Raw genomic sequence first — 18,310 nt, 5'->3', positions numbered from 1 at the left:
GCCGCGCACTCGGCTCAACATTTTTGGTCACTATACCTGCCCAATCCAATGGTGATCGCAAATGACACCTCGATGCACATATGCCGGCATACTCACCGGATTGGCCTTGGCGCTCGCGGCCGCGTCCGCGGCGCAGGCGGGTACGATCAAGAACACCGGCAACCAGACGATCCGGATCTCCGACCTGCTGCTTTGCTCAACCGCCGACTGCCGGGCGGGCAGCACCTTCAAGGTGGTGCTGGTGGCAGGCGGATCGCCGGAACAGTCCAAGGACGACTTCGACCTGCTGCCGGGCCAGAGCTTTGCGTATCAGTGGACCGAGGCAGTACCGCTTCGGGGGATCAAGCTCTCCACGAAAGACGCCAAGAACGGAGAGACGGAACAGGACATCTCCACCATCGACCCGGTCATTCAGATCTCGGCGATCCAGCCCATCGGCGCGACCACGCCCGCCTATCTGGAGGCGACCAACTTCAACTTGGTGATTGCCGGGCTGGGCGACCGGGAATTCGAGATCGTGAACGGCGTGAGCCCCTTCCTGCCCGGCGCCTTCTTCAGCACCACGCCGCTCTCTTTCGACAGCGCGGGCGTCATGTCCGGGGCGACGCCTTACACCGGCGGTATCCGCGCGTATGGCGAACTGGAAATCGCCGCCGCCCCTGAACCGGCGACCTGGCTCCTCGCGCTGGTCGGCGCGGGATGCGTCGGATCGGCGCTGCGCCGAAGGTCGGCCGCTCTGGCCCACGCCCCGATCCGTGCCTCCATCGCATAGCGGCGGGAGCGGGCGATCCAAGCCCGGTGATGCAGCGTCGCGAGTGACTTGGTAGCGGTGGCTCTTGGGATCAATCGATCTTGATGCCGTCGAGGACGACGCGTGCGTTTGCGACGGTCCACAGATGGGGAATACGGGGACAGGAGCGCCAGCGTTCCTGTTGGTTCAGTGCGATCCTAGTGCGCCTTCCCAGTTACGTCCGCCGTAGAAGACTCTAAGGATCGTCACGTCCTCGCCCACGACGAACGCGATTGTCAGGCGCCGTTCGAAACCGATCGTGCGAAGACCTGGGCGCACGTCGTCCCGGCGTCCGCCGCGTTCAGCGCCGATTTCGAAGCCTGATATGAACTGCTCTACACGCGCGATGTAAGCCATCGCCGTCTCAGGCGAGGCTGCATCGGCGATCCATTCGTACAGATCGAGGAGATCGGCTTGAGCCTCGGGGCTGAAGACGACCCTACGGCGGTTCACTTCGGATCCTTCTGCCGTTCCGCGTGCCGCGCCCGGATGTTGGAGAACACAGACGCCGAGGAAACCGCCCGATCCGGATCACCTTTCATGGCGTCGTAGGTCGGGGCCACCTGCTCACGCAACCAGCGCTCGATCGCCTCATCGCGCTCCTTCAAGGCGCGGATCCCTGCCCGTACGACCTCGCTGACCGACGCATAGTCGCCCGAACTCACCTTCGCGTCGATGAAGGCAGCTTGGTCGCTCGGAAGACTTACTGTTCGCTTTTCGATCATGGATTTCTCGCCTCTCGCCCGAGCTTAGCGCGCGGTATGAATAATTCATACCGCATGATCGGGCCGTCCGCGCGCGCAGATCCACGCCAATGGTCGGAATCGGCGCCGCCCCGACCTTGCGAACCAACGTCCCTGCTGGCGGGTAACGGCCTTTTTCCCACTCCCCACCCCACCTACGACCGCTTCTGACGCAATGCCGTGTTCCACTCCCGCCCATGTCCGCCGAGGCCGCCATCACGCCCGATCCCGACGTCGCCATGCTGGCGCGGCTGGCGGCGCTCGACATGTCGGCGGCGGAGCACGCGCATGGCCGGCTGATGGCCGCCGCCGACGCCCAGGAGATCAACGACCTCGGGCGCACCTATGAGCGGTTCGCCCGCTCGCTGCGCCGCACCCTGGCGCTGAAGGCCAAGCTCGCCCACGACGCGGCGCTGGCGGCCGAGCGGCGGGCCCGCGCGGCGCGCGAGGATTTCGACGACGAGGCGGACGATCCCACCGACGCGCGCGTCGGCGAGCTGCAGGACGCGGTGGGCCGGATTACCCACGCCCACGGCGTCACGGACGGGCCCGCCCTGGAGCGGCTGCACGAGCGCCTGGACACCGAGCTCTGGGACTGGGCCGAGCGCGACGACTTTGCCGGCGCCGACCTCGACGCCCAGGTCCGCTGGCTCTGCGGGCGCCTCGGCCTGCCGGCCGAGCTGGCCGCCGCCTGGCGCGACCTGCCCCAGCCCGACGCGGCCCCGCCCCCGTGGGCGGACGACGCCCCGGCGCCGGCCGACGATCGCGACACCGCACCCGCCGCCCCGCCCGCGCTCCCCGCGCCGACAGCGAGGCCGGAGGGGTCGCGCTGGCACGACCCGCTGCCGTCCCATTGGGACACCGGGTGAGGTCGGCCCCCGGGGCGGAAGCCCCCTCAGCCAGCATCCTCCGACAGCTCCCCCGACGGGGGCGCATCTCCCCAACTCAGCGCCCGACCCGATCCCCCCCGGCCGCCTCGCGTCCCGGGGCGCCTGTCTGCGCCGTTCCGTGTCGTCCGTGTTTTCTGTGTCTTCCGTGGTTCCGCGCGCGGCGCGCCTTTCGGGGGCCCGGACCCCGCGCACGGAAAACGCCGCGAAGGTCTCCCCTCGCGGCGTTCGAAACTTCCGCGGCCTTGCGGCCCCGCGCTTACTTGCGGGTGAAGGCGCCGAACTTGGCGTTGAAGCGCGACACGCGGCCGGCGCGGTCGAGCATCTGGTGGCCACCGCCGGTCCACGCCGGATGGGTCTTCGGATCGATGTCCAGGTTCAGCGTGTCGCCTTCCTTCCCGTAGGTGGAACGCGTCTGGTAGGTGGTGCCGTCCGTCATCACCACGGTGATGAAGTGATAGTCGGGATGGATGTCTTGTTTCATCGAACGGGCGCCTGACGTATGGGAGCGGCCGAGTAAGGCCGGCCGCCCCGCGAAGGGCGGCTAAAATGGAAGCCGCGCGTATAGAGAAACGCCGCGGCAAATGCAAGGTGCGTCGAGGATGAGTGAGCCGGGGCCCGAGTCTTCCTCCCCGTCTTCCATCGAAGGAAGGCCCAGCGCCGGGCAGGCGCTGGCCCAGTCCCTGGCCGAGGGCGCGGCCAAGCGCGGCCGCAGCCGCAACGTCGGCGCCCTGCGGCGCCTGCGCCCGTTCCTGGTCGCCCACTGGGGCTACGCCGCCGGCGCGCTCGTGTTCCTGATCGCCTCGTCCAGCGCCACGCTCGCCATGTCGGGGGCGATCCGGCTGGTGGTCGACAACCTCACCCAGCCGGGCCTCTCGGCCGCCGACGTCGACCGCCGGTTCCTGGTCGTCGGCGCGGTCGCCGCGGCCCTGGCCGTCGCCACGGCGCTGCGCTTCTACTTCGTCACCACCCTGGGCGAGCGCGTGGTCGCCGACCTGCGCAAGGCGACCTACGGCCATATCCTCACCCTCGATCCGTCGTTCTTCCTGAAGACCCGCACGGGCGAGGTGCTGTCGCGCCTGACCACCGACATCGCCATCGTCGAGAACCTGCTCGCCACCTCGGTCTCGGTGGCGCTGCGCAACTTCCTGATCCTGATCGGCGCCCTGATCCTGCTGGTGTTCGTCAGCGCCAAGCTGACGGGCCTGGTGCTGCTGACCTTCCCGTTCGTGATCGCGCCGCTGTTCATCTTCGGCCGCCGGGTGCGCAGGCTGACCGCCTCGGCCCAGGACCGGTTCGCCGACGCCGTGGGCTCGGCGGGCGAGAGCCTGGACGCGCTGGAGACGGTGCAGGCCTTCGGCCGCGAGCGCGCCGCCGCCGATCGGTTCGGCGGCGCCGTGGAGCAGGCCTTCCGCGCCCAGATGCGCCGCATCACCACCCGCGCGGCCATGACCGCCACGGTGATCCTGCTGGTGTTCGGCGGCGTGGTGGCCGTCTTCTGGCTGGGCGTGCACGCCGGCCTGCGCGGCGAGATCACCTGGGGCGCCCTCTTCCAGTTCGCCTTCCTGTCGGTGATGGCCGCCAGCTCCACCGGCGCCCTCGGCGAAACCTGGGGCGACGTCCAGAAGGCGGCCGGCGCCATGGAGCGGGTGGGCGAGCTGCTCGACGCCCGCCCCGGCGTCGCCCCGCCGGCCAGCCCGGTGAAGCTGCCGGTCCCGGCGCGCGGCGACGTTGTGTTCGAGGGCGTCACCTTCGCCTATCCCGGCCGGCCCGACATGCCCGCCCTGCGCGGCTTCGACCTCGTGGTCCGCCCGGGCGAGCGGGTGGCCCTGGTCGGCCCCTCCGGCTCGGGCAAGAGCACGGTGCTGCGCCTGCTGCTGCGGTTCTACGATCCTCAGGCCGGCCGCATCCTGGTGGATGGCGTCGACCTGCGCGACGCCGACCCGGCCGAGGTCCGCGCCCGCATGGCCCTGGTCGCCCAGGAGAGCCCGCTGTTCTCGGGCTCGGCGGCCGAGAACGTGCGCTTCGGCCGCGACGGGGCCACAGACGCCGACGTCGCCGCCGCCCTGCGCGCGGCCCAGGCCGAGGGCTTCCTCAAGGACCGCGCCGAGGGCTTCGCCACCCAGGTCGGCGACCGGGCCCGCAGTCTCTCGGGCGGCCAGCGCCAGCGCCTCGCCATCGCCCGCGCCCTGGTGCGCGATGCGCCGATCCTGCTGCTGGACGAGGCCACCAGCGCCCTCGACGCCGAGAACGAGCACCTGGTCCAGCGCGCGCTCGACGAGGCGATGAAGGGCAAGACCACCCTGGTCATCGCCCACCGCCTCGCCACCGTGCTGGGGGCCGACCGCATCGTCGTCATGGACGAGGGCCGCGTCGTCGAGCAGGGCGCCCACCACGAGCTCGTCGCCCGCAACGGCCTCTACGCCCGCCTCGCCGCCCTGCAGTTCGAGGCGGCGTAGCGGTTCAGCCCCGCGCCTTGGCCGCGAGGCCGGGGAAGTCGCTGAACACGCCATCGACGCCCGCCGCATACAGCGCCTTCAGCACTGCCTGGGCGTCGCCATGGTCGGCTGGGCTGGGGCCGCGCTGCAGGGACTTCGGCAGGAAGTGGTTCTCGGCCCGCACCGTCCAGGGGTGCACCGCCAGGCCCGCCGCGTGGGCGTGGCGGACCAGGTCGGTGGGCGGGCCCAGCACGCCGCCGTCGGTCGGGACCACCAGCGGCCACTCGGGCCCCAGGCCCTCGGCGAACGCGGCGATCGCCCGGATGCCCGCCGCGGAGCTCACGTCCACCGGCGCCGGCCCCTTGGAGACCAGCATCACCCGCCGCGCCTTCGTCAGCCTGCCGATGGCCTTCAGCGGCTCCACCTCGAAGCACTGGACGAAGACCGGGGCGCTGGCGCTGTCGAACCCGTTGGCCTTCAGGGCGTCCGCCAGCCGCGCCTCCAGAGGCAGGCCGATGCCGGCGAAGTAGGCCGGGTGCTTCATCTCGGGGTAGACCCCGATCGTGCGGCCGACGCGCCGGCTCTCGGCCTTCGCCAGGTCGACCACCTCCTGGAAGGTCGGGATCGCGTCCTGCCCGTCGAACCGGGCGCTGCCCGGCCGAAGCTGCGGCAGCCGCTCCCGCGCCCGCAGCGTCTTCAGCTCGGCCAGGGTGAAGTCCTCGGTGAACCAGCCGCTGACCGTCTCGCCGTCGATCACCTTCTCGGCCTTGCGGGCGGCGAACTCGGGCCGGCTGGCGACGTCCGTCGTGCCGCCGATCTCGTTCTCGTGCCGCGCCACCAGGTGGCCGTCCTTCGTCGGCACGAGGTCGGGCTCGATGAAGTCGGCCCCCTCGTCCACCGCCAGCCGATAGGCCATGACCGTGTGCTCGGGCCGCTCGCCGCTGGCGCCGCGATGGGCGATGACGATCGGGCGGCGCGTCGGCTGGGCGAGCGCAGGCGTGGCCGCGGCGGCGGCGAGGGACATGGCGGCAAGGGCTCGGCGGGTGATCATGCCCGCCAGCTTAGCCCTATTTTGCGGCAGCCAGACGACTGGCGATCTGCGGATGCAGTTCCAGGTTCGAGGCGACGATCGAACCGGACGCCAGGATGTCGGACCCGCCGTCGGCGTCGGTCACCTTGCCCCCGGCCTCGGTCACGAGCAGCAGCCCCGCCGCCAGGTCCCAAGGCTTCAGGTCGCGCTCCCAGTACCCGTCGTATCGGCCCGCCGCGACCCAGGCGAGGTCCAGCGCCGCCGAGCCGAAGCGCCGCACGCCCGCCACCCGCTGGCTGATCTGATGCAGCTCCTTCAGGAACTTCGCGTGCTGGCCGTGCCCCAGGAACGGGATGCCCGTGGCCAGCACCGCCTCGTCCATGTGCTTGCGCGCGGCGACCCTGAGGCGCTTGTCGTTGACGAAGCAGCCCTTGCCCTTCTCGGCCCAGAACAGCTCGTTGGTGACCGGGTTGTAGGTCACCGCCGCCACGATCGCCCCCTCGCGCTCAAGGGCGATGTTGATGGCGAAGTGCGGGATCGCGTGCAGGAAGTTGGTTGTCCCGTCCAGCGGGTCGACGATCCAGCGGTGGGTCTTGTCGGAGCCCTCGACCATGCCGCGCTCCTCGCCGAGGAAGCCGTAGCCGGGCCGCGCCTTGGTCAGCGCCTCGAAGATCACCTGCTCGGCCTTCATGTCGGCCGCCGAGACGAAGTCGGCCGGCGCCTTGCGGGCGACCTGCAGTTCGGCGAGCTCGCCGAAGTCGCGGTTGAGACCGCGCGCCGCCTTGCGCGCAGCGTCGCTCATCACCTTCAGGAGGGCGGATTGGGTGCTCACGGTGTCAAAAGATCTCGGGCGAAAGAGGGCGCGGAACCTAGTCCCGAGGCCGGCACAAGGCAAGGCGCCGCGAGTCAGCCCCGCTCGGCGACGCCCGCCGCGATCTCCGCATTGAACGCCTTCACCGCCGCGGCCGGCCCGTCGCCGAACGACCAGACGCCCGCCGACACCGCCAGGAAGTCCGCCCCGGCGCGCGCCAGCTCCCGGGCGGTCGCCACCGTGATGCCGCCGATGGCCACGCACGGCGTCTCCATGGTCTCCTGCCAGATGGACAGGACCTCGGGCTCGGCGCGGGTCTTGGCCTCCTTGGTCGACGTGGGGAAGAACGCGCCGAAGGCGACGTAGTCCGCCCCCGCCTCCGCGGCCTCCATGGCGAGGTGCCGACTGTCGTGGCAGGTCACGCCCACCATCCGGTCCGGCCCGACCAGCTTGCGGGCCCGGGCGTAAGGCATGTCGTCCTGGCCCACATGGACCCCGTCGCAGCCCAGCTTCGCCGCCAGATCGGGTCGGTCGTTGAGGATCACCGCCACGCCGCGCGCCTGGGCGATCGGCATCAGCGCGTCCACCGTCGCCGCAATGACCTCGTCGTCCGCGTCCTTCAGACGGATCTGCAAGGCCGCCACGTCGCCCGCATCCAGCGCCTTCGCCAGCACATGGCCGAACGCCGCCAGGTCGTCGATCCGAGGCGGGGTGATCAGGTAGAGACGGCAGTCGGGCGAGCTCATGGCCCTACATACCGCCGCCCGGCGCCGGGGCAACCACAACGCCGCAGCACGTGCGAATGACTTGCAAACGCGTTCGCAAGGCGCTAGATGGAAAGCGTCAGCCAGGAGCCTCGGCGCGCCTCATGTACGTCTGCAATTGCAACGGCATCCGTGAACGCGAAGTCCGCGCGGCCATCGCCGCCGGCGCCAGCCGTCCGGCCGAGATCTTCAGGGCCTGTGACTCCAAACCGCAGTGCGCCCGCTGCGTCTGTGACATGCGCAGCATGCTCGACGACGAGCGCGAGGCCCTCCGCTACGCGGCCGAATAGGCTGCGGCTGAACTTTTTCGGCGAGCGCCACTCACTTGCAGACATAGGCTTTGACACGGCCCGCGGACGGCAACAGCTTCCGCGCGAGAACGGCAGGGAGTTCCGACGTGCAAGGCGACAAGGCGATCATCAAGCTGCTGAACGCGGTGCTCACCAACGAGCTGACGGCCGTGAACCAGTACTACCTGCATGCCCGCATGTACGAGAACTGGGGCTTCAAGCGGCTGGGCCAGATCACCTACGAAGAGTCGATCGGCGAGATGAAGCACGCCGACAAGCTCATCAAGCGCATCCTGTTCCTCGACGGCCTGCCCAACCTGCAGGACCTGCACAAGCTCTCCATCGGCGAGACGGTGGTCGAGGGGCTGACCGCCGACCTGGCGGTGGAGGTGGGCGGCCGCACGACCCTGATCGAAGGCATCAAGCTGTGCGAAGCCTCAGCCGACTTCGTATCGCGCGAGGTGCTGGTCGAGATCCTGTCCGACACCGAGGAACACATCGACTTCCTCGAAACGCAGCTTTCGCTCGTGAACAGCCTGGGCGAGGCCAACTACCTGCAGAGCGCCATGGGCGAGCTGCCCGATAGCTGAGGCCGGCTCCGGCTGAGCCAACTCCGCCATTGCGCGCCCTCGGGGCGTCACCCTACCGTCCCCTCCAAACAGAACATGGGGGACGGGAATGGCGGCGGCTGAGGGCGCTCAGGCGAGAGCGGGTTCGACCACGACAGTGGTGGCGGGGGCCTCGGTCGGCACCGTCTTCGAGTGGTACGATTTCTATCTCTACGGCTCCCTGGCCGGCTTCATCACCCAGCACTTCTTCTCGGGGGTGAACGAGACCACCGGCTACATCTTCGCCCTGCTGGCGTTTGCGGCGGGATTCGCCGTGCGGCCGTTCGGGGCCATCGTGTTCGGACGGCTCGGCGACCTCTGGGGCCGGAAGAACACCTTCCTCGTCACCATGCTGCTCATGGGCCTCTCCACCTTCGTGGTCGGCCTGTTGCCCAGTTACGAGAGCATCGGCGTCGCCGCCCCGATCCTGCTCATCACCCTGCGCCTGGTGCAGGGCCTGGCCCTCGGCGGCGAGTACGGCGGCGCGGCCACCTACGTCGCCGAGCACGCGCCGCCCGGCAAGCGCGGCCTCTATACGAGCTGGATCCAGACCACCGCCACCGCCGGCCTGTTCCTCAGCCTGATCGTCATCCTACTGGTGCGGACCAACATCGGCGAGGACGCCTTCAAGGCCTGGGGCTGGCGCATCCCCTTCCTGGTCTCGATCCTCCTGCTGGGCGTCTCGCTCTGGATCCGTCTCCGGCTCAACGAGAGCCCGGTGTTCCAGCAGATGGTCGACGAGGGAAAGACCTCGAAGAAGCCGCTCGCCGAAAGCTTCGGCCAGTGGGGCAATCTGAAGCTGGTGATCCTCGCCCTCTTGGGCCTCACCGCCGGCCAGGCGGTGGTCTGGTACACCGGCCAGTTCTACGCCCTCTTCTTCCTCGAGAAGATGCTGAAGGTCGACGGCGCGCTGACCAATACGCTTGTCGCGGTGGCCCTGCTGCTGGGCACGCCCTTCTTCATCGTCTTCGGTTGGCTGTCGGACAGGATCGGGCGCAAACCGGTGATCCTGGCGGGCTGCGTGTTGGCGGCCCTGACCTACTTCCCGATCTTCAAGGCCCTGACCTCGGCCGCCAATCCCCAGCTCGCAGCCGCCGTCGCGAGCGCGCCGGTCATCGTGCGGGCCGACCCGGCGGACTGCTCGCTCCAGTTCGACCCGGTAGGCAAGACCGCCTTCGTCACCTCGTGCGACGTAGCCAAGTCAGCGCTGGCGAACGCCGGTGTGTCCTACGAGAACAGCGCCGCCCAAGCGGGAGAAGCCGCCGTGGTCCGGATCGGCGCGGTCGAGGTCGCCAGCTTCGACGGCCGCGGCCTGCCCAAGGCCGAGTTCGACCTGCGCAAGAAAGCCTGGGTCGAGGCCCTCGGTCGCGAACTCAAGGCCGCCGGCTATCCGCCCAAGGCTGATCCCGCGCTCGTCGACAAGCCGATGGTCGTGGCGCTGCTCTGGCTGCTGGTGATCTACGTGACCATGGTCTACGGCCCGATCGCCGCGGCCCTGGTGGAGATGTTCCCGGCGCGGATCCGCTACACCTCGATGTCGCTGCCCTACCACCTGGGCAACGGCTGGCTGGGCGGCTTCCTGCCGACGACAGCCTTCGCCATGGTCGCGGCCACGGGCGACATCTACTACGGCCTCTGGTACCCGATCGTGGTCGCCGCCTTCACGGCCGTGGTCGGCCTGCTGTTCGTGCGGGAGATGAAGGGGAACGCGATCGAAGCCTGAGCCTCACGCGTTCCGCAGGCCCTGGCACATGCGGGCGAAGGCGGTGTCCAGCGCCTCGCGCCATTCCGCTGGCGGGGGCTCCAGCAGCATGGCCTTGCGCATGCAGTCCAGCCATTGGTCGGCCTCGGCGGCGCCGATGGCGAATGGCGCGTGGGCCGACATGATGCACGGCCGCCCCGGATGGCGCTCGGCGTACACCGGCGGGCCGCCCATCCAGACGGTCAGCCAGTCGGTCAGGCGCGTGCGGATCGGCTCCAGGTCATCGTCGTGCATGGCGCGGATGCCGGCCGCAGCCGGATCGCCATCCATCACGTCGTAGAAGGCGTCCACCAGCCGCCGGACCCCCGGCTCGCCGCCGAAGGCTTCGTAGGGCGTGCGCAAGGGGAGGTTCGAGGCAGCATCCGTCATGCGGCCACGCTAGAGCCACCCGCCGACAGTCCGGTTTGATCCCGATCAAACTCGACGAGGTTCGCTTCAGCCGAACCAGCCGGCACGGGCCAACGGCGCATCCGCCACCTTCCGCACCACGTCCCCGGACCGCCGCTCCACCTCCAGCGCGTCGATGTGCCCGGAGATGTCGATGCCCCCCTGGTTCAGCGCCTGGGCCAGCTTGCGGGCCGCCGCGTGGTCGGCGCTCGTCGAGACCGTGATGTGCGGGATGTACGGCGTCTCCAGGCGCAGCGCCGCTTCGATGGGTCCGGTGTGCGGTGCATCGTGCAGCCGCAGGATCGCGCCGAATCCCTCATCCGGGATCAGGAACACATGGAACCGCCCCACCGTCGGCTCCGGCACGACCAGGGCCGAACGCAGCCGGAACCGGATGCGCGGAATGTCCGCCGCCACCGCGCGAATCTTCGCGGCGAAATCCTGGGGCGTCATGTCGGCGCCGGGGAACACCAGGGTGAAGTAGGGCGGCCATGGACTCCCGGCGCGCCGCGAGCGGATGTCGGTCAGCCAGGTGAGGTCGGCCTTGTCGAAGTGCGGCCGTGCGATGACTTCCAGGGATTCCATCGGCGCTCCACGCGCAGGGATTGTAGCGCGGCCCGGCGCGAACCCAATCCCCCGACGCTTGCGCCAGCGCCTGCCGGCTGAGACAGAAGGGCGACGCCTGAAGGGAGCCGCCCCATGACCGTGATCGACACTTGGCACGAGCTGGTGAAAACCAAGGACCTGAAGGCGCTCGAGGCCATACTGGCCGACGACGCGGTGTTCGAAAGCCCCGTCGTCCACACGCCCCAGGTCGGCAAGGCGCTCACCCTGATGTACCTGACAGGCGCATTGCACACGCTGAACAACGAGACGTTCCGCTACGTGGGCGAATGGCATGGCGACCGGTCGGCGGTGCTGGAGTTCGCCTGCGAGATCGACGGGATCACGGTCAACGGCGTCGACCTCATCACCTGGAACGAGGCCGGAAAGATCACCCACTTCAAGGTGATGATCCGCCCGCTCAAGGCCATCAACCTGCTGCACCGGCTGATGGGTGAGCGGCTGGCCAAGGCCTGATCAGGGCTCCTCGTACCCCTCGACGGCCAGCGTGAGGCGACCGCGCGCCGGATCGTTGAGGAACATCACGCCACCCTTCGCCTCGCCCTGCCCGGGCACATAGGTGAAAGTCGCCCGGCGCTCCTCCCGACCGCCCGAGGACAGCTCCAGCGTCGCGCTCACCTCGACAGACGCAGCCGTGGCGTAGCTTTCGTTCCGCACGACGAGGGGAACCACGTAGCCACCGGGGGTGCGGCTGGCCGGCGCGCTGGCGGCCGACAGAACAGGCGGCCCGGCGCGGTCCGTGAAACCTTCCCAGAGCGAATAGGCGAGCACCGCCAGCGTGGCGATCAGACCCAGCGCGGCGGCGGTCCACTCGGCCGCCGGTGTCCGCGGCGCGGCCTTCGCCGCCGGTTTCCTGCGTGGGGCCATGGCTACACCACCAGCCGAGCCAGGGCCGCGCCGAGCGCCGCCGGAAAACCCAGCACGATCACCGCGCGCACGGCCTCCGACATGCCGGCGTCGAGCCGCCCGAAAATCCACAGCACATAGACGCTCACCGCGAGCGCCAGCCCGTAGCCCGCCAGGGTGTAGTGCGCGAAAGCCCGAGGGTGGCCCTCGTGCTCGTGCTGCCCGGCAAAGCCGACCGTGTACACGAGGGCGTGCAGCACACCGAGCGAGAGCAGCACGAGGCCGGCGGCGTGCCAGGGTGTCATGCGGAAGCCGATCAGGATCATTTCCTCGGTCGGCGCCACGTTGAAGGCCAGGAAGAGGGCGCCCGCCCCCATCAGGAAGAGCTGGCCGAGGTAGCCCGCCCGATCCTCCTTCTCGCCGTCTCGATCACCGGCCTGGAGTTGCCGGTTGGCGAGCACCGCCCCCATGCTGGCCGGCGCCGCCTGCACCGCGATCATGCCGACGGCCTCGCGCAGGGACGTTCCGGGCCCGATCAGGCCCATCGCGAAGAGGAGCCCTGCCGAGACGCCGAAGCCGACCAGCAGGGCCGCCGCGGTGTCCAGGGCGTCGTCGAACGCTGTGGTCTCGTCCCGGAAGCCGGCGAAGCGCGACAGGCCATAAGCTACCCCGGCCGTCACTAGTACGAAGAGGGCCAGCCGCAGCCGATCCATGTGGGCTCCGAACGCCCACATCTCCATCGTCATCAGCAAGGGAAAGCCGAACAGCAACGCCCCGGCGGCGGCGCGGGCCAGCCCGGTGAAATAGGTATCCTCGGCGGCGGTCCGTGCGCTCATCGCGCCATCAACGCACGAACGGCGAAGCTGGGTTCCCCCGGCCTCGCCGTTCTTTCATCTGGCGATGTGGAGTCGGCGCGAGGCCGGCTCGGCCTATTCGGCCGCGACCTTGGTCAGGCCGATCTTCGGGGCCAGTTCGCCCGAGGCGTAGCGCTTGGCCATGGCGGAGAGCGGCAGCGGCCGGATCTTGTCGGCGTAGCCGGCGGTGCCGAATTCCTCGAAGCGCTGAACGCAGACCTTGCGCATCGCTTCCTTGGCCGGCTTGAGGTAGCTGCGCGGGTCGAACTCGCCCGGCTTCTCGACGAACACCTGCCGGATCGCGGCCGTGATGGCCATGCGGTTGTCGGTGTCGATGTTGATCTTGCGCACGCCGTGCTTGATGCCGCGCTGGATCTCTTCCACCGGCACGCCCCAGGTCTGGGGCATCTCGCCGCCGTACTTGTTGATCAGGTCCTGCAGGTCCTGCGGGACCGACGAGGAGCCGTGCATCACCAGGTGGGTGTTGGGCAGGCGGCGATGGATCTCTTCGATCACGTGCATGGCCAGCACGTCGCCGTCGGGCTTGCGGGTGAACTTGTAGGCGCCGTGGCTGGTGCCCATGGCGATGGCCAGGGCGTCGACTTCGGTGGCCTTCACGAACTCGACCGCCTGGTCCGGATCGGTCAGGAGCTGGTCGTGGCCCAGCTTGCCCTCGAAGCCGTGGCCGTCTTCCTTCTCGCCCATGCCGGTCTCGAGCGAGCCCAGCACGCCCAGCTCACCCTCCACCGACGCGCCGACCCAGTGGGCCATGTCCACGACGTTGCGGGTGACCTTGACGTTGTAGTCGTAGTCGGCCGGCGTCTTGCCGTCGGCCTTCAGCGAACCGTCCATCATCACCGAGGTGAAGCCGTACTGGATCGCGGTGGCGCAGGTGGCCTCGTTGTTCCCGTGGTCCTGGTGCATGCAGATCGGGATGTGCGGGTACATCTCCGCCATGGCGTCGATCAGGTGCTTCAGCACGATGTCGTTGGCGTACGACCGGGCGCCGCGCGAAGCCTGCATGATGACGGGCGAGTTGGTGGCCTCCGCGGCCTCCATGATCGCCAGCGCCTGTTCCATGTTGTTGATGTTGAACGCGGGCACGCCGTAGCCGTGCTCGGCCGCGTGATCGAGGAGCTGTCGAAGCGTAATCCTGGCCATCGGATCTCAACCTGTCTCTTATCGGGAGAGAGCCGCCACGCCGGGCAGCTCCTTTCCCTCCATCCATTCAAGAAACGCGCCGCCCGCCGTCGACACGAACGTGAAATCGCCTGCGACGCCGGCCGCGTTGAGGGCGGCTACCGTATCACCCCCGCCGGCCACGGCTACAATCTTCCCAGCCTTGGCGAGTTCCGCAGCATGCCGCGCGGCGGTCATCGTGCCCTTGTCGAAGGGCGGCATCTCGAAGACGCCGAGCGGGCCGTTCCAGATCAGGGTCTCGGAGTTGTCCATGGCGCGGCACAGGCGTTCCACCGTCTCCGGGCCGGCGTCCAGGATGCGCTCGTGCTCGTCGATGGACCCAACGGGGCGCACCCGGGCCGGGGCGCCGGGCGCCAGCCTCTCGGCCACCACGATGTCCAGAGGCAGGAAGAGCTTGCAGTTGTTCTGACCGGCCAGGCGGATGATGTCGCGCGCTGTCTCGGCCAGGTCCTTCTCGCAGTACGAGGCGCCGACATCGTGGCCCTGGGCGTACAGGAAGGTGTTGGCCATGCCGCCACCGATGGCCAGCTTGTCCAGCTTGGTCACCAGATTGCGCAGGAGGTCGAGCTTGGTGGAGACCTTGGAGCCGCCGACGATGCCCAGGACCGGCCGCCGGGGGCGCCCCAGGGCGGCGTCGAGCGCGTCAAGCTCCAGCCGCATCTGCTCGCCCGCATAGGCCGGCAGGCGCCGGGCCAGCGCCTCGGTGGAGGCGTGGGCGCGGTGGGCGGCCGAGAAGGCGTCATTGACGAAGAGGTCGCCGTTGGCGGCCAGGGCGTCGGCGAAGGCGCGGTCGTTGCCTTCCTCGCCCGCGTGGAACCGGACGTTCTCCAGCAGGAGGACGTCGCCGGGCTGCATGGCGTTCACGGCCTCGCGGGCTTTCTGGCCGATGCAGTCGTCGGCGAAGGCGACCGGCACGCCCAGAACCTCGGCCAGCGGCTCCACGATGGGCCTCAGGCTCATCGACGGAACGACCTTGCCCTTGGGGCGGTCGAAGTGGGCGAGGAGGATCACCTTGGCCCCGCCCGCACGCAGCTTGTCGACGGTGGGCTTGGCCGCCTGCAGGCGCGTGTCGTCCGTGACCTGGCCGTCCTCCATGGGCACGTTCAGATCCACACGGACCAGGGCGCGTTTGCCGGTGAGGTCCGCCTGATCAAGCGTCTTGAAACTCATCCAACCTCTCCACCGCTCATCCCCGCGCAGGCAGGGATCCAAACTGAATCCGCAGACGGTCGACGCGCCGCTTGGGCCCCCGCCTGCGCGGGGACGAGCGGAAGATGGAGGCCGGACATCGGTGGCTTAGATCAGCTTGCCCATGGCGACGGCGGTGTCGCTCATCCGGGTCGAGAAGCCCCACTCGTTGTCGTACCAGCTGAGGACGCGGCAGAGGCCGCCGTCCACGATCTGGGTCTGCGGCAGGGCCACGGTCGACGACGCCGGATTGTGGTTGAAGTCGATCGACACCAGCGGGTCCTTGGTCACCGCCAGCACGCCCTTCAGCGCGCCGTTCGCGGCGGCTTCCAGCGCCGCGTTGATGTCGGCCACGGTGGTCGAGCGCGACGGCACGAACTTCAGGTCGACCACCGAGACGTTCGGGGTCGGCACGCGGATGGACGAGCCGTCCAGCTTGCCGGCCAGGGCCGGGATCACCAGGCCCAGGGCCTTGGCGGCGCCCGTGGAGGTCGGGATCATGGACATGGCCGCGGCGCGGGCGCGGTACAGGTCCTTGTGCATCGTATCCAGCGTCGGCTGGTCACCGGTGTAGGAATGGATCGTGGTCATGTAACCACGCTCGATCCCGCACAGCTCCTGCAGCACGTGGGCCACCGGCGCGAGGCAGTTGGTGGTGCACGACGCGTTCGAGATGATCACGTCGTCCTTGGTCAGGGTCTGATGGTTCACGCCATAGACGATCGTCTTGTCGACGTTGTCGCCCGGGGCCGAGATGATCACCCGCTTGGCGCCGGCTTCCAGGTGGGCCGAAGCCTTGTCCTTCGCGGTAAAGATGCCGGTGCACTCCAGGGCGATGTCGACGCCCAGGTCCTTGTGCGGCAGGTCTTTCGGGTCACGGATGGCGGTGACCTTGATCGGCGCGTAGCCGGCGATGACGATCGTGTCGCCTTCGACCTTCACGTCGGCCGGGAAGCGACCGTGCACGCTGTCGTAGCGCAGCAGGTGGGCGTTGGTCTCCACCGGGCCGAGGTCGTTGATCGCGACCACCTCGATGTCCTTGCGGCCGTGTTCGACGATCGAGCGCAGGACCAGGCGGCCGATGCGACCGAAACCGTTGATAGCGACGCGAACGGCCATGAGGCGGGGCTCCTTGAAACAGCTTTTCCGTATGTGGCGCGCGTTCTTGAGGGCGGGGGCGCGGGAGTCAACCCCTGACGCCGGGTCGGCGAGCGCTCTCCCGCGGGGCGCGATCAGCTCGCGATGGGCAGGACCTCGGTCGTGACGCCCCGTGAGTCGAGCGCCGCCTGCTCGGTGCGCCAGCCCGCGCCGGCGATCAGTCGGGCCACGGTGAGGCCCTCGGCGGCGAATTCGACCAGACGTTCGACCTCGGCGCCGGTCAGCCGTTCGGCGTCACGCCGGGCCAGGGCGATGACCTCGGGATGCGCCTCGGCGTCCAGGACCAGGACGTCGGCCGACGCCAACGCCCTGAGCGCGCGGAGAGTGAGGAGGTCCGCCGGTCCGCGCGCATCGACATAGCGGATGCGGCCGGCCATCTGCGGTCCCTCGAACAGCGCGGCCCGCAGCCGTTCCCTGGCGCCGTCCATGTCGCCGGCCATGGCCGCCTCGGCCGCCGGTCCGTTGAGCTGGGCGCGCAGGAACCGTCGCCGCGCCGCCGCCTCGGGCAGGGCGTCGCGGATCTCGCCCTGCATCGTCCGGAACAGCGCCGCCACCCGGCCCGCGCCCTCCGGCACCCGGGCCTCGATGTCCTGGCGCAGCATCGTGGCCAGCATGGGTGAGGCGCCCCCCGTGCCGATGGCGGCGACGACTTCGCCACGGTCGATCACCGCCGGGGTCGTGAAATCGCAGAGCGCGGGCCGGTCGACCACGTTCACGGGCACGCTGGCCGCCCTCGCCGCCTCGGCCGCCGACGCGGCCCACTGATCGTCCTCGCCCGCGATGAAGGCGAGGGAGACGCCCGCATAGGCCTTGGGATCCAGCGCCTCGCCGGGCGAGAGCCTGAGCACGGTCGCGGGCGAGCCGTCGAACAGCCGAGCCTTGGCCTCCGCCCCCTCGCCCTCGCCCGCGATGGCCACTGATCGGCCAGCCAGCGGGAAAAAGGCGGGGAAGACGTCCATGCGGCTACTTCAGGGTCTTGAGGTGTTCGATGAGGGCCGCGCGGTTCTCGGCGTTCGGAACCGAGATCATCATCTTCGTCCCCGGCGCGAAAGCCGTCGGCGCCTTCAGAAACGCATCCAGGTTCGCATCCGTCCAGGTCCCGCCCTTGCCCTTCAGCGCGGGGGAATAGGCGAAGGCCTTGGCGGCCACAGGCCCGCCGGCCACGCCCGCCAGCGGCGGCCCCATGGGCGTTCCGTTGTGGCACATCTTGCACTGCATGTTGAACAACTGCGCCCCGTCAGCGGCCAGGGCAGGCCCGGCCGTGAAGGCGAGGATGGCTCCCAGGGACACGGCGGAAGCGGTGGCAAGGCGGATCATGAACACTCCTGGAATTCGTAAATTCGGTACGGCACTAGCGTTGCTCGGGTTTCAATCCAAGGCCGGATTTACCGGAGGGTCTGAACAGCGTTAGGATTGCCGCAAATCACTCGGCGGAGGCGGTCCATGGCAGTGACCCTGGATGTGAACGGCAAGACCCTCAACGTCAACTCGCCCCCGGATACGCCCCTGCTATGGGTGCTCCGAGATGAACTGGGCCTGACCGGGACGAAATACGGCTGTGGCGTCGCCCAGTGCGGTGCGTGCACTGTGCTCGCCGATGGGGCGCCCGTGCGGTCCTGTCAGCTTCCGATTTCAGCAATCGGGCCCGCCAGGATCACCACCATCGAGAGCCTGGGCGGATCTCATCCGCTGCAGCAGGCCTGGGTCAAGCTCGACGTGCCGCAGTGCGGCTACTGCCAGTCGGGGCAGATCATGAGTGCGGTCGCGCTGCTGAACAGCACCCCGAACCCCGACGACGCGGCGATCACCGGCGCCATGGACGGAAACATCTGCCGCTGTGGGGCCTATCAGCGGATCCGCGCCGCCATCAAGGAGGCCGCCGCCGCGCCGGCGCCCGCCCAAGTCGTCGCCGCCGCCAAGGCCTGAGGAC

23 protein-coding genes are annotated in these 18,310 nt (G+C 69.4%); 8 read left to right on the top strand and 15 right to left on the bottom strand.

The features are described 5' to 3' along the window. Nucleotides 1–106 precede the first annotated feature (106 nt). The gene (locus DJ019_RS06640; RefSeq protein ID WP_111275192.1) at nucleotides 107–772 is read left to right on the top strand and encodes a PEP-CTERM sorting domain-containing protein; all 666 of its coding nucleotides are present in this window, start codon (nucleotides 107–109) and stop codon (nucleotides 770–772) included. 165 nt (nucleotides 773–937) lie between these two features. On the opposite strand, the gene DJ019_RS06635 is transcribed toward DJ019_RS06640, so the two are convergent. After that, entirely contained in the window at nucleotides 938–1,243 is a 306-nt protein-coding gene (locus DJ019_RS06635) for a type II toxin-antitoxin system RelE/ParE family toxin (protein ID WP_111275191.1), read from the bottom strand. Continuing rightward, nucleotides 1,240–1,515 (bottom strand): type II toxin-antitoxin system ParD family antitoxin, encoded by a 276-nt coding sequence (locus DJ019_RS06630; protein WP_111275190.1) that lies wholly within the window; start codon nucleotides 1,513–1,515, stop codon nucleotides 1,240–1,242. The genes DJ019_RS06635 and DJ019_RS06630 overlap by 4 nt, the downstream gene beginning before the upstream one ends. A 215-nt stretch (nucleotides 1,516–1,730) precedes the next feature. Here DJ019_RS06630 and DJ019_RS06625 point away from each other — a divergent pair, with 215 nt between their 5' ends. Continuing rightward, on the top strand, nucleotides 1,731–2,402 hold the full coding sequence (locus DJ019_RS06625) for a hypothetical protein (RefSeq protein ID WP_111275189.1): 672 nt from the start codon (nucleotides 1,731–1,733) through the stop codon (nucleotides 2,400–2,402). 277 nt (nucleotides 2,403–2,679) lie between these two features. On the opposite strand, the gene rpmE is transcribed toward DJ019_RS06625, so the two are convergent. Beyond that, entirely contained in the window at nucleotides 2,680–2,904 is a 225-nt protein-coding gene (gene rpmE / locus DJ019_RS06620; protein WP_111275188.1) for a 50S ribosomal protein L31, read from the bottom strand. A 118-nt stretch (nucleotides 2,905–3,022) separates the two neighbouring features. Between rpmE and DJ019_RS06615 the strand changes: the two genes are divergently transcribed. After that, nucleotides 3,023–4,879 carry an ABC transporter transmembrane domain-containing protein gene (locus tag DJ019_RS06615; RefSeq protein ID WP_111275187.1) on the top strand — a complete coding sequence of 619 codons (1,857 nt, stop codon included), beginning with the start codon at nucleotides 3,023–3,025 and terminating at the stop codon, nucleotides 4,877–4,879. Nucleotides 4,880–4,883: 4 nt separating this feature from the next. Here the strand turns inward: DJ019_RS06615 and DJ019_RS06610 are convergent, their stop codons facing one another. The 3 genes from DJ019_RS06610 to thiE all read right to left on the bottom strand — a co-directional run bounded on the left by DJ019_RS06610 (nucleotide 4,884) and on the right by thiE (nucleotide 7,445). Then, nucleotides 4,884–5,909, bottom strand: a complete 1,026-nt coding sequence (locus DJ019_RS06610; protein WP_111275186.1) for a glycerophosphodiester phosphodiesterase — start codon at nucleotides 5,907–5,909, stop codon at nucleotides 4,884–4,886. A 16-nt stretch (nucleotides 5,910–5,925) separates the two neighbouring features. Continuing rightward, on the bottom strand, nucleotides 5,926–6,720 hold the full coding sequence (locus DJ019_RS06605) for an inositol monophosphatase family protein (RefSeq protein WP_111275185.1): 795 nt from the start codon (nucleotides 6,718–6,720) through the stop codon (nucleotides 5,926–5,928). 74 nt (nucleotides 6,721–6,794) lie between these two features. After that, nucleotides 6,795–7,445 carry a thiamine phosphate synthase gene (gene thiE, locus DJ019_RS06600; protein WP_111275184.1) on the bottom strand — a complete coding sequence of 217 codons (651 nt, stop codon included), beginning with the start codon at nucleotides 7,443–7,445 and terminating at the stop codon, nucleotides 6,795–6,797. A gap of 122 nt (nucleotides 7,446–7,567) precedes the next feature. Here thiE and DJ019_RS06595 point away from each other — a divergent pair, with 122 nt between their 5' ends. The 3 genes from DJ019_RS06595 (at nucleotide 7,568) to DJ019_RS06585 (ending at nucleotide 10,084) form a co-directional block, all read left to right on the top strand. Beyond that, nucleotides 7,568–7,753, top strand: a complete 186-nt coding sequence (locus DJ019_RS06595; protein WP_111275183.1) for a (2Fe-2S)-binding protein — start codon at nucleotides 7,568–7,570, stop codon at nucleotides 7,751–7,753. Nucleotides 7,754–7,860: 107 nt separating this feature from the next. Further along, nucleotides 7,861–8,343: a bacterioferritin gene (gene bfr, locus DJ019_RS06590; RefSeq protein ID WP_111275182.1), complete on the top strand. Its 483-nt coding sequence runs from the start codon at nucleotides 7,861–7,863 to the stop codon at nucleotides 8,341–8,343. An 88-nt stretch (nucleotides 8,344–8,431) separates the two neighbouring features. Beyond that, nucleotides 8,432–10,084, top strand: coding sequence for an MFS transporter (locus DJ019_RS06585; RefSeq protein ID WP_111275181.1), 1,653 nt, complete (start codon nucleotides 8,432–8,434; stop codon nucleotides 10,082–10,084). 3 nt (nucleotides 10,085–10,087) lie between these two features. Here the strand turns inward: DJ019_RS06585 and DJ019_RS06580 are convergent, their stop codons facing one another. Next, nucleotides 10,088–10,492 carry a group II truncated hemoglobin gene (locus DJ019_RS06580; protein ID WP_111275180.1) on the bottom strand — a complete coding sequence of 135 codons (405 nt, stop codon included), beginning with the start codon at nucleotides 10,490–10,492 and terminating at the stop codon, nucleotides 10,088–10,090. 66 nt (nucleotides 10,493–10,558) lie between these two features. Beyond that, a complete protein-coding gene (locus DJ019_RS06575) occupies nucleotides 10,559–11,095 on the bottom strand; it encodes a 2'-5' RNA ligase family protein (protein WP_111275179.1) in 537 nt (178 codons plus the stop codon). A 114-nt stretch (nucleotides 11,096–11,209) separates the two neighbouring features. Between DJ019_RS06575 and DJ019_RS06570 the strand changes: the two genes are divergently transcribed. Continuing rightward, nucleotides 11,210–11,590 (top strand): nuclear transport factor 2 family protein, encoded by a 381-nt coding sequence (locus DJ019_RS06570; protein WP_111275178.1) that lies wholly within the window; start codon nucleotides 11,210–11,212, stop codon nucleotides 11,588–11,590. On the opposite strand, the gene DJ019_RS06565 is transcribed toward DJ019_RS06570, so the two are convergent. From DJ019_RS06565 to DJ019_RS06535, 7 genes are all read right to left on the bottom strand, one after another. Continuing rightward, the gene (locus DJ019_RS06565) at nucleotides 11,591–12,001 is read right to left on the bottom strand and encodes a hypothetical protein (protein WP_111275177.1); all 411 of its coding nucleotides are present in this window, start codon (nucleotides 11,999–12,001) and stop codon (nucleotides 11,591–11,593) included. Nucleotides 12,002–12,003: 2 nt separating this feature from the next. After that, the gene (locus DJ019_RS06560) at nucleotides 12,004–12,816 is read right to left on the bottom strand and encodes a TIGR02587 family membrane protein (RefSeq protein ID WP_111275176.1); all 813 of its coding nucleotides are present in this window, start codon (nucleotides 12,814–12,816) and stop codon (nucleotides 12,004–12,006) included. Between the two features lie 93 nt (nucleotides 12,817–12,909). Then, the gene (fba, locus tag DJ019_RS06555; RefSeq protein WP_111275175.1) at nucleotides 12,910–13,995 is read right to left on the bottom strand and encodes a class II fructose-bisphosphate aldolase; all 1,086 of its coding nucleotides are present in this window, start codon (nucleotides 13,993–13,995) and stop codon (nucleotides 12,910–12,912) included. Nucleotides 13,996–14,013: 18 nt separating this feature from the next. Next, complete coding sequence (locus DJ019_RS06550; RefSeq protein ID WP_111275174.1) at nucleotides 14,014–15,204, bottom strand: phosphoglycerate kinase; 1,191 nt, start codon at nucleotides 15,202–15,204, stop codon at nucleotides 14,014–14,016. A 126-nt stretch (nucleotides 15,205–15,330) separates the two neighbouring features. Beyond that, the gene (gene gap, locus DJ019_RS06545; RefSeq protein ID WP_111275173.1) at nucleotides 15,331–16,341 is read right to left on the bottom strand and encodes a type I glyceraldehyde-3-phosphate dehydrogenase; all 1,011 of its coding nucleotides are present in this window, start codon (nucleotides 16,339–16,341) and stop codon (nucleotides 15,331–15,333) included. Between the two features lie 113 nt (nucleotides 16,342–16,454). Beyond that, entirely contained in the window at nucleotides 16,455–17,339 is an 885-nt protein-coding gene (locus tag DJ019_RS06540; RefSeq protein WP_111275172.1) for an NAD(P)-dependent oxidoreductase, read from the bottom strand. Between the two features lie 4 nt (nucleotides 17,340–17,343). Next, on the bottom strand, nucleotides 17,344–17,697 hold the full coding sequence (locus DJ019_RS06535; RefSeq protein WP_111275171.1) for a c-type cytochrome: 354 nt from the start codon (nucleotides 17,695–17,697) through the stop codon (nucleotides 17,344–17,346). A 126-nt stretch (nucleotides 17,698–17,823) separates the two neighbouring features. Between DJ019_RS06535 and DJ019_RS06530 the strand changes: the two genes are divergently transcribed. Continuing rightward, the gene (locus DJ019_RS06530) at nucleotides 17,824–18,306 is read left to right on the top strand and encodes a (2Fe-2S)-binding protein (RefSeq protein ID WP_111275170.1); all 483 of its coding nucleotides are present in this window, start codon (nucleotides 17,824–17,826) and stop codon (nucleotides 18,304–18,306) included. The last annotated feature ends 4 nt before the right edge of the window (nucleotides 18,307–18,310 follow it).

The organism is Phenylobacterium kunshanense (assembly GCF_003254525.1).
In the GTDB taxonomy this organism is placed as follows: domain Bacteria; phylum Pseudomonadota; class Alphaproteobacteria; order Caulobacterales; family Caulobacteraceae; genus Phenylobacterium; species Phenylobacterium kunshanense.
Note: the sequence above shows the minus strand (reverse complement) of the source record. Positions and strands in the feature narration are given on the sequence as shown.

Bases quoted from the DNA above. Each gene is read 5' to 3' on its own strand.
- DJ019_RS06630 (WP_111275190.1), bottom strand. From the start codon at position 1,515: ATGATCGAAAAGCGAACAGTAAGTCTTCCGAGCGACCAAGCTGCCTTC.
- DJ019_RS06625 (WP_111275189.1), top strand. From the start codon at position 1,731: ATGTCCGCCGAGGCCGCCATCACGCCCGATCCCGACGTCGCCATGCTG.
- rpmE (WP_111275188.1), bottom strand. From the start codon at position 2,904: ATGAAACAAGACATCCATCCCGACTATCACTTCATCACCGTGGTGATG.
- DJ019_RS06615 (WP_111275187.1), top strand. From the start codon at position 3,023: ATGAGTGAGCCGGGGCCCGAGTCTTCCTCCCCGTCTTCCATCGAAGGA.
- DJ019_RS06610 (WP_111275186.1), bottom strand. From the start codon at position 5,909: ATGATCACCCGCCGAGCCCTTGCCGCCATGTCCCTCGCCGCCGCCGCG.
- thiE (WP_111275184.1), bottom strand. From the start codon at position 7,445: ATGAGCTCGCCCGACTGCCGTCTCTACCTGATCACCCCGCCTCGGATC.
- DJ019_RS06595 (WP_111275183.1), top strand. From the start codon at position 7,568: ATGTACGTCTGCAATTGCAACGGCATCCGTGAACGCGAAGTCCGCGCG.
- DJ019_RS06585 (WP_111275181.1), top strand. From the start codon at position 8,432: ATGGCGGCGGCTGAGGGCGCTCAGGCGAGAGCGGGTTCGACCACGACA.
- DJ019_RS06580 (WP_111275180.1), bottom strand. From the start codon at position 10,492: ATGACGGATGCTGCCTCGAACCTCCCCTTGCGCACGCCCTACGAAGCC.
- DJ019_RS06575 (WP_111275179.1), bottom strand. From the start codon at position 11,095: ATGGAATCCCTGGAAGTCATCGCACGGCCGCACTTCGACAAGGCCGAC.
- DJ019_RS06570 (WP_111275178.1), top strand. From the start codon at position 11,210: ATGACCGTGATCGACACTTGGCACGAGCTGGTGAAAACCAAGGACCTG.
- DJ019_RS06565 (WP_111275177.1), bottom strand. From the start codon at position 12,001: ATGGCCCCACGCAGGAAACCGGCGGCGAAGGCCGCGCCGCGGACACCG.
- DJ019_RS06560 (WP_111275176.1), bottom strand. From the start codon at position 12,816: ATGAGCGCACGGACCGCCGCCGAGGATACCTATTTCACCGGGCTGGCC.
- fba (WP_111275175.1), bottom strand. From the start codon at position 13,995: ATGGCCAGGATTACGCTTCGACAGCTCCTCGATCACGCGGCCGAGCAC.
- DJ019_RS06550 (WP_111275174.1), bottom strand. From the start codon at position 15,204: ATGAGTTTCAAGACGCTTGATCAGGCGGACCTCACCGGCAAACGCGCC.
- gap (WP_111275173.1), bottom strand. From the start codon at position 16,341: ATGGCCGTTCGCGTCGCTATCAACGGTTTCGGTCGCATCGGCCGCCTG.
- DJ019_RS06540 (WP_111275172.1), bottom strand. From the start codon at position 17,339: ATGGACGTCTTCCCCGCCTTTTTCCCGCTGGCTGGCCGATCAGTGGCC.
- DJ019_RS06535 (WP_111275171.1), bottom strand. From the start codon at position 17,697: ATGATCCGCCTTGCCACCGCTTCCGCCGTGTCCCTGGGAGCCATCCTC.
- DJ019_RS06530 (WP_111275170.1), top strand. From the start codon at position 17,824: ATGGCAGTGACCCTGGATGTGAACGGCAAGACCCTCAACGTCAACTCG.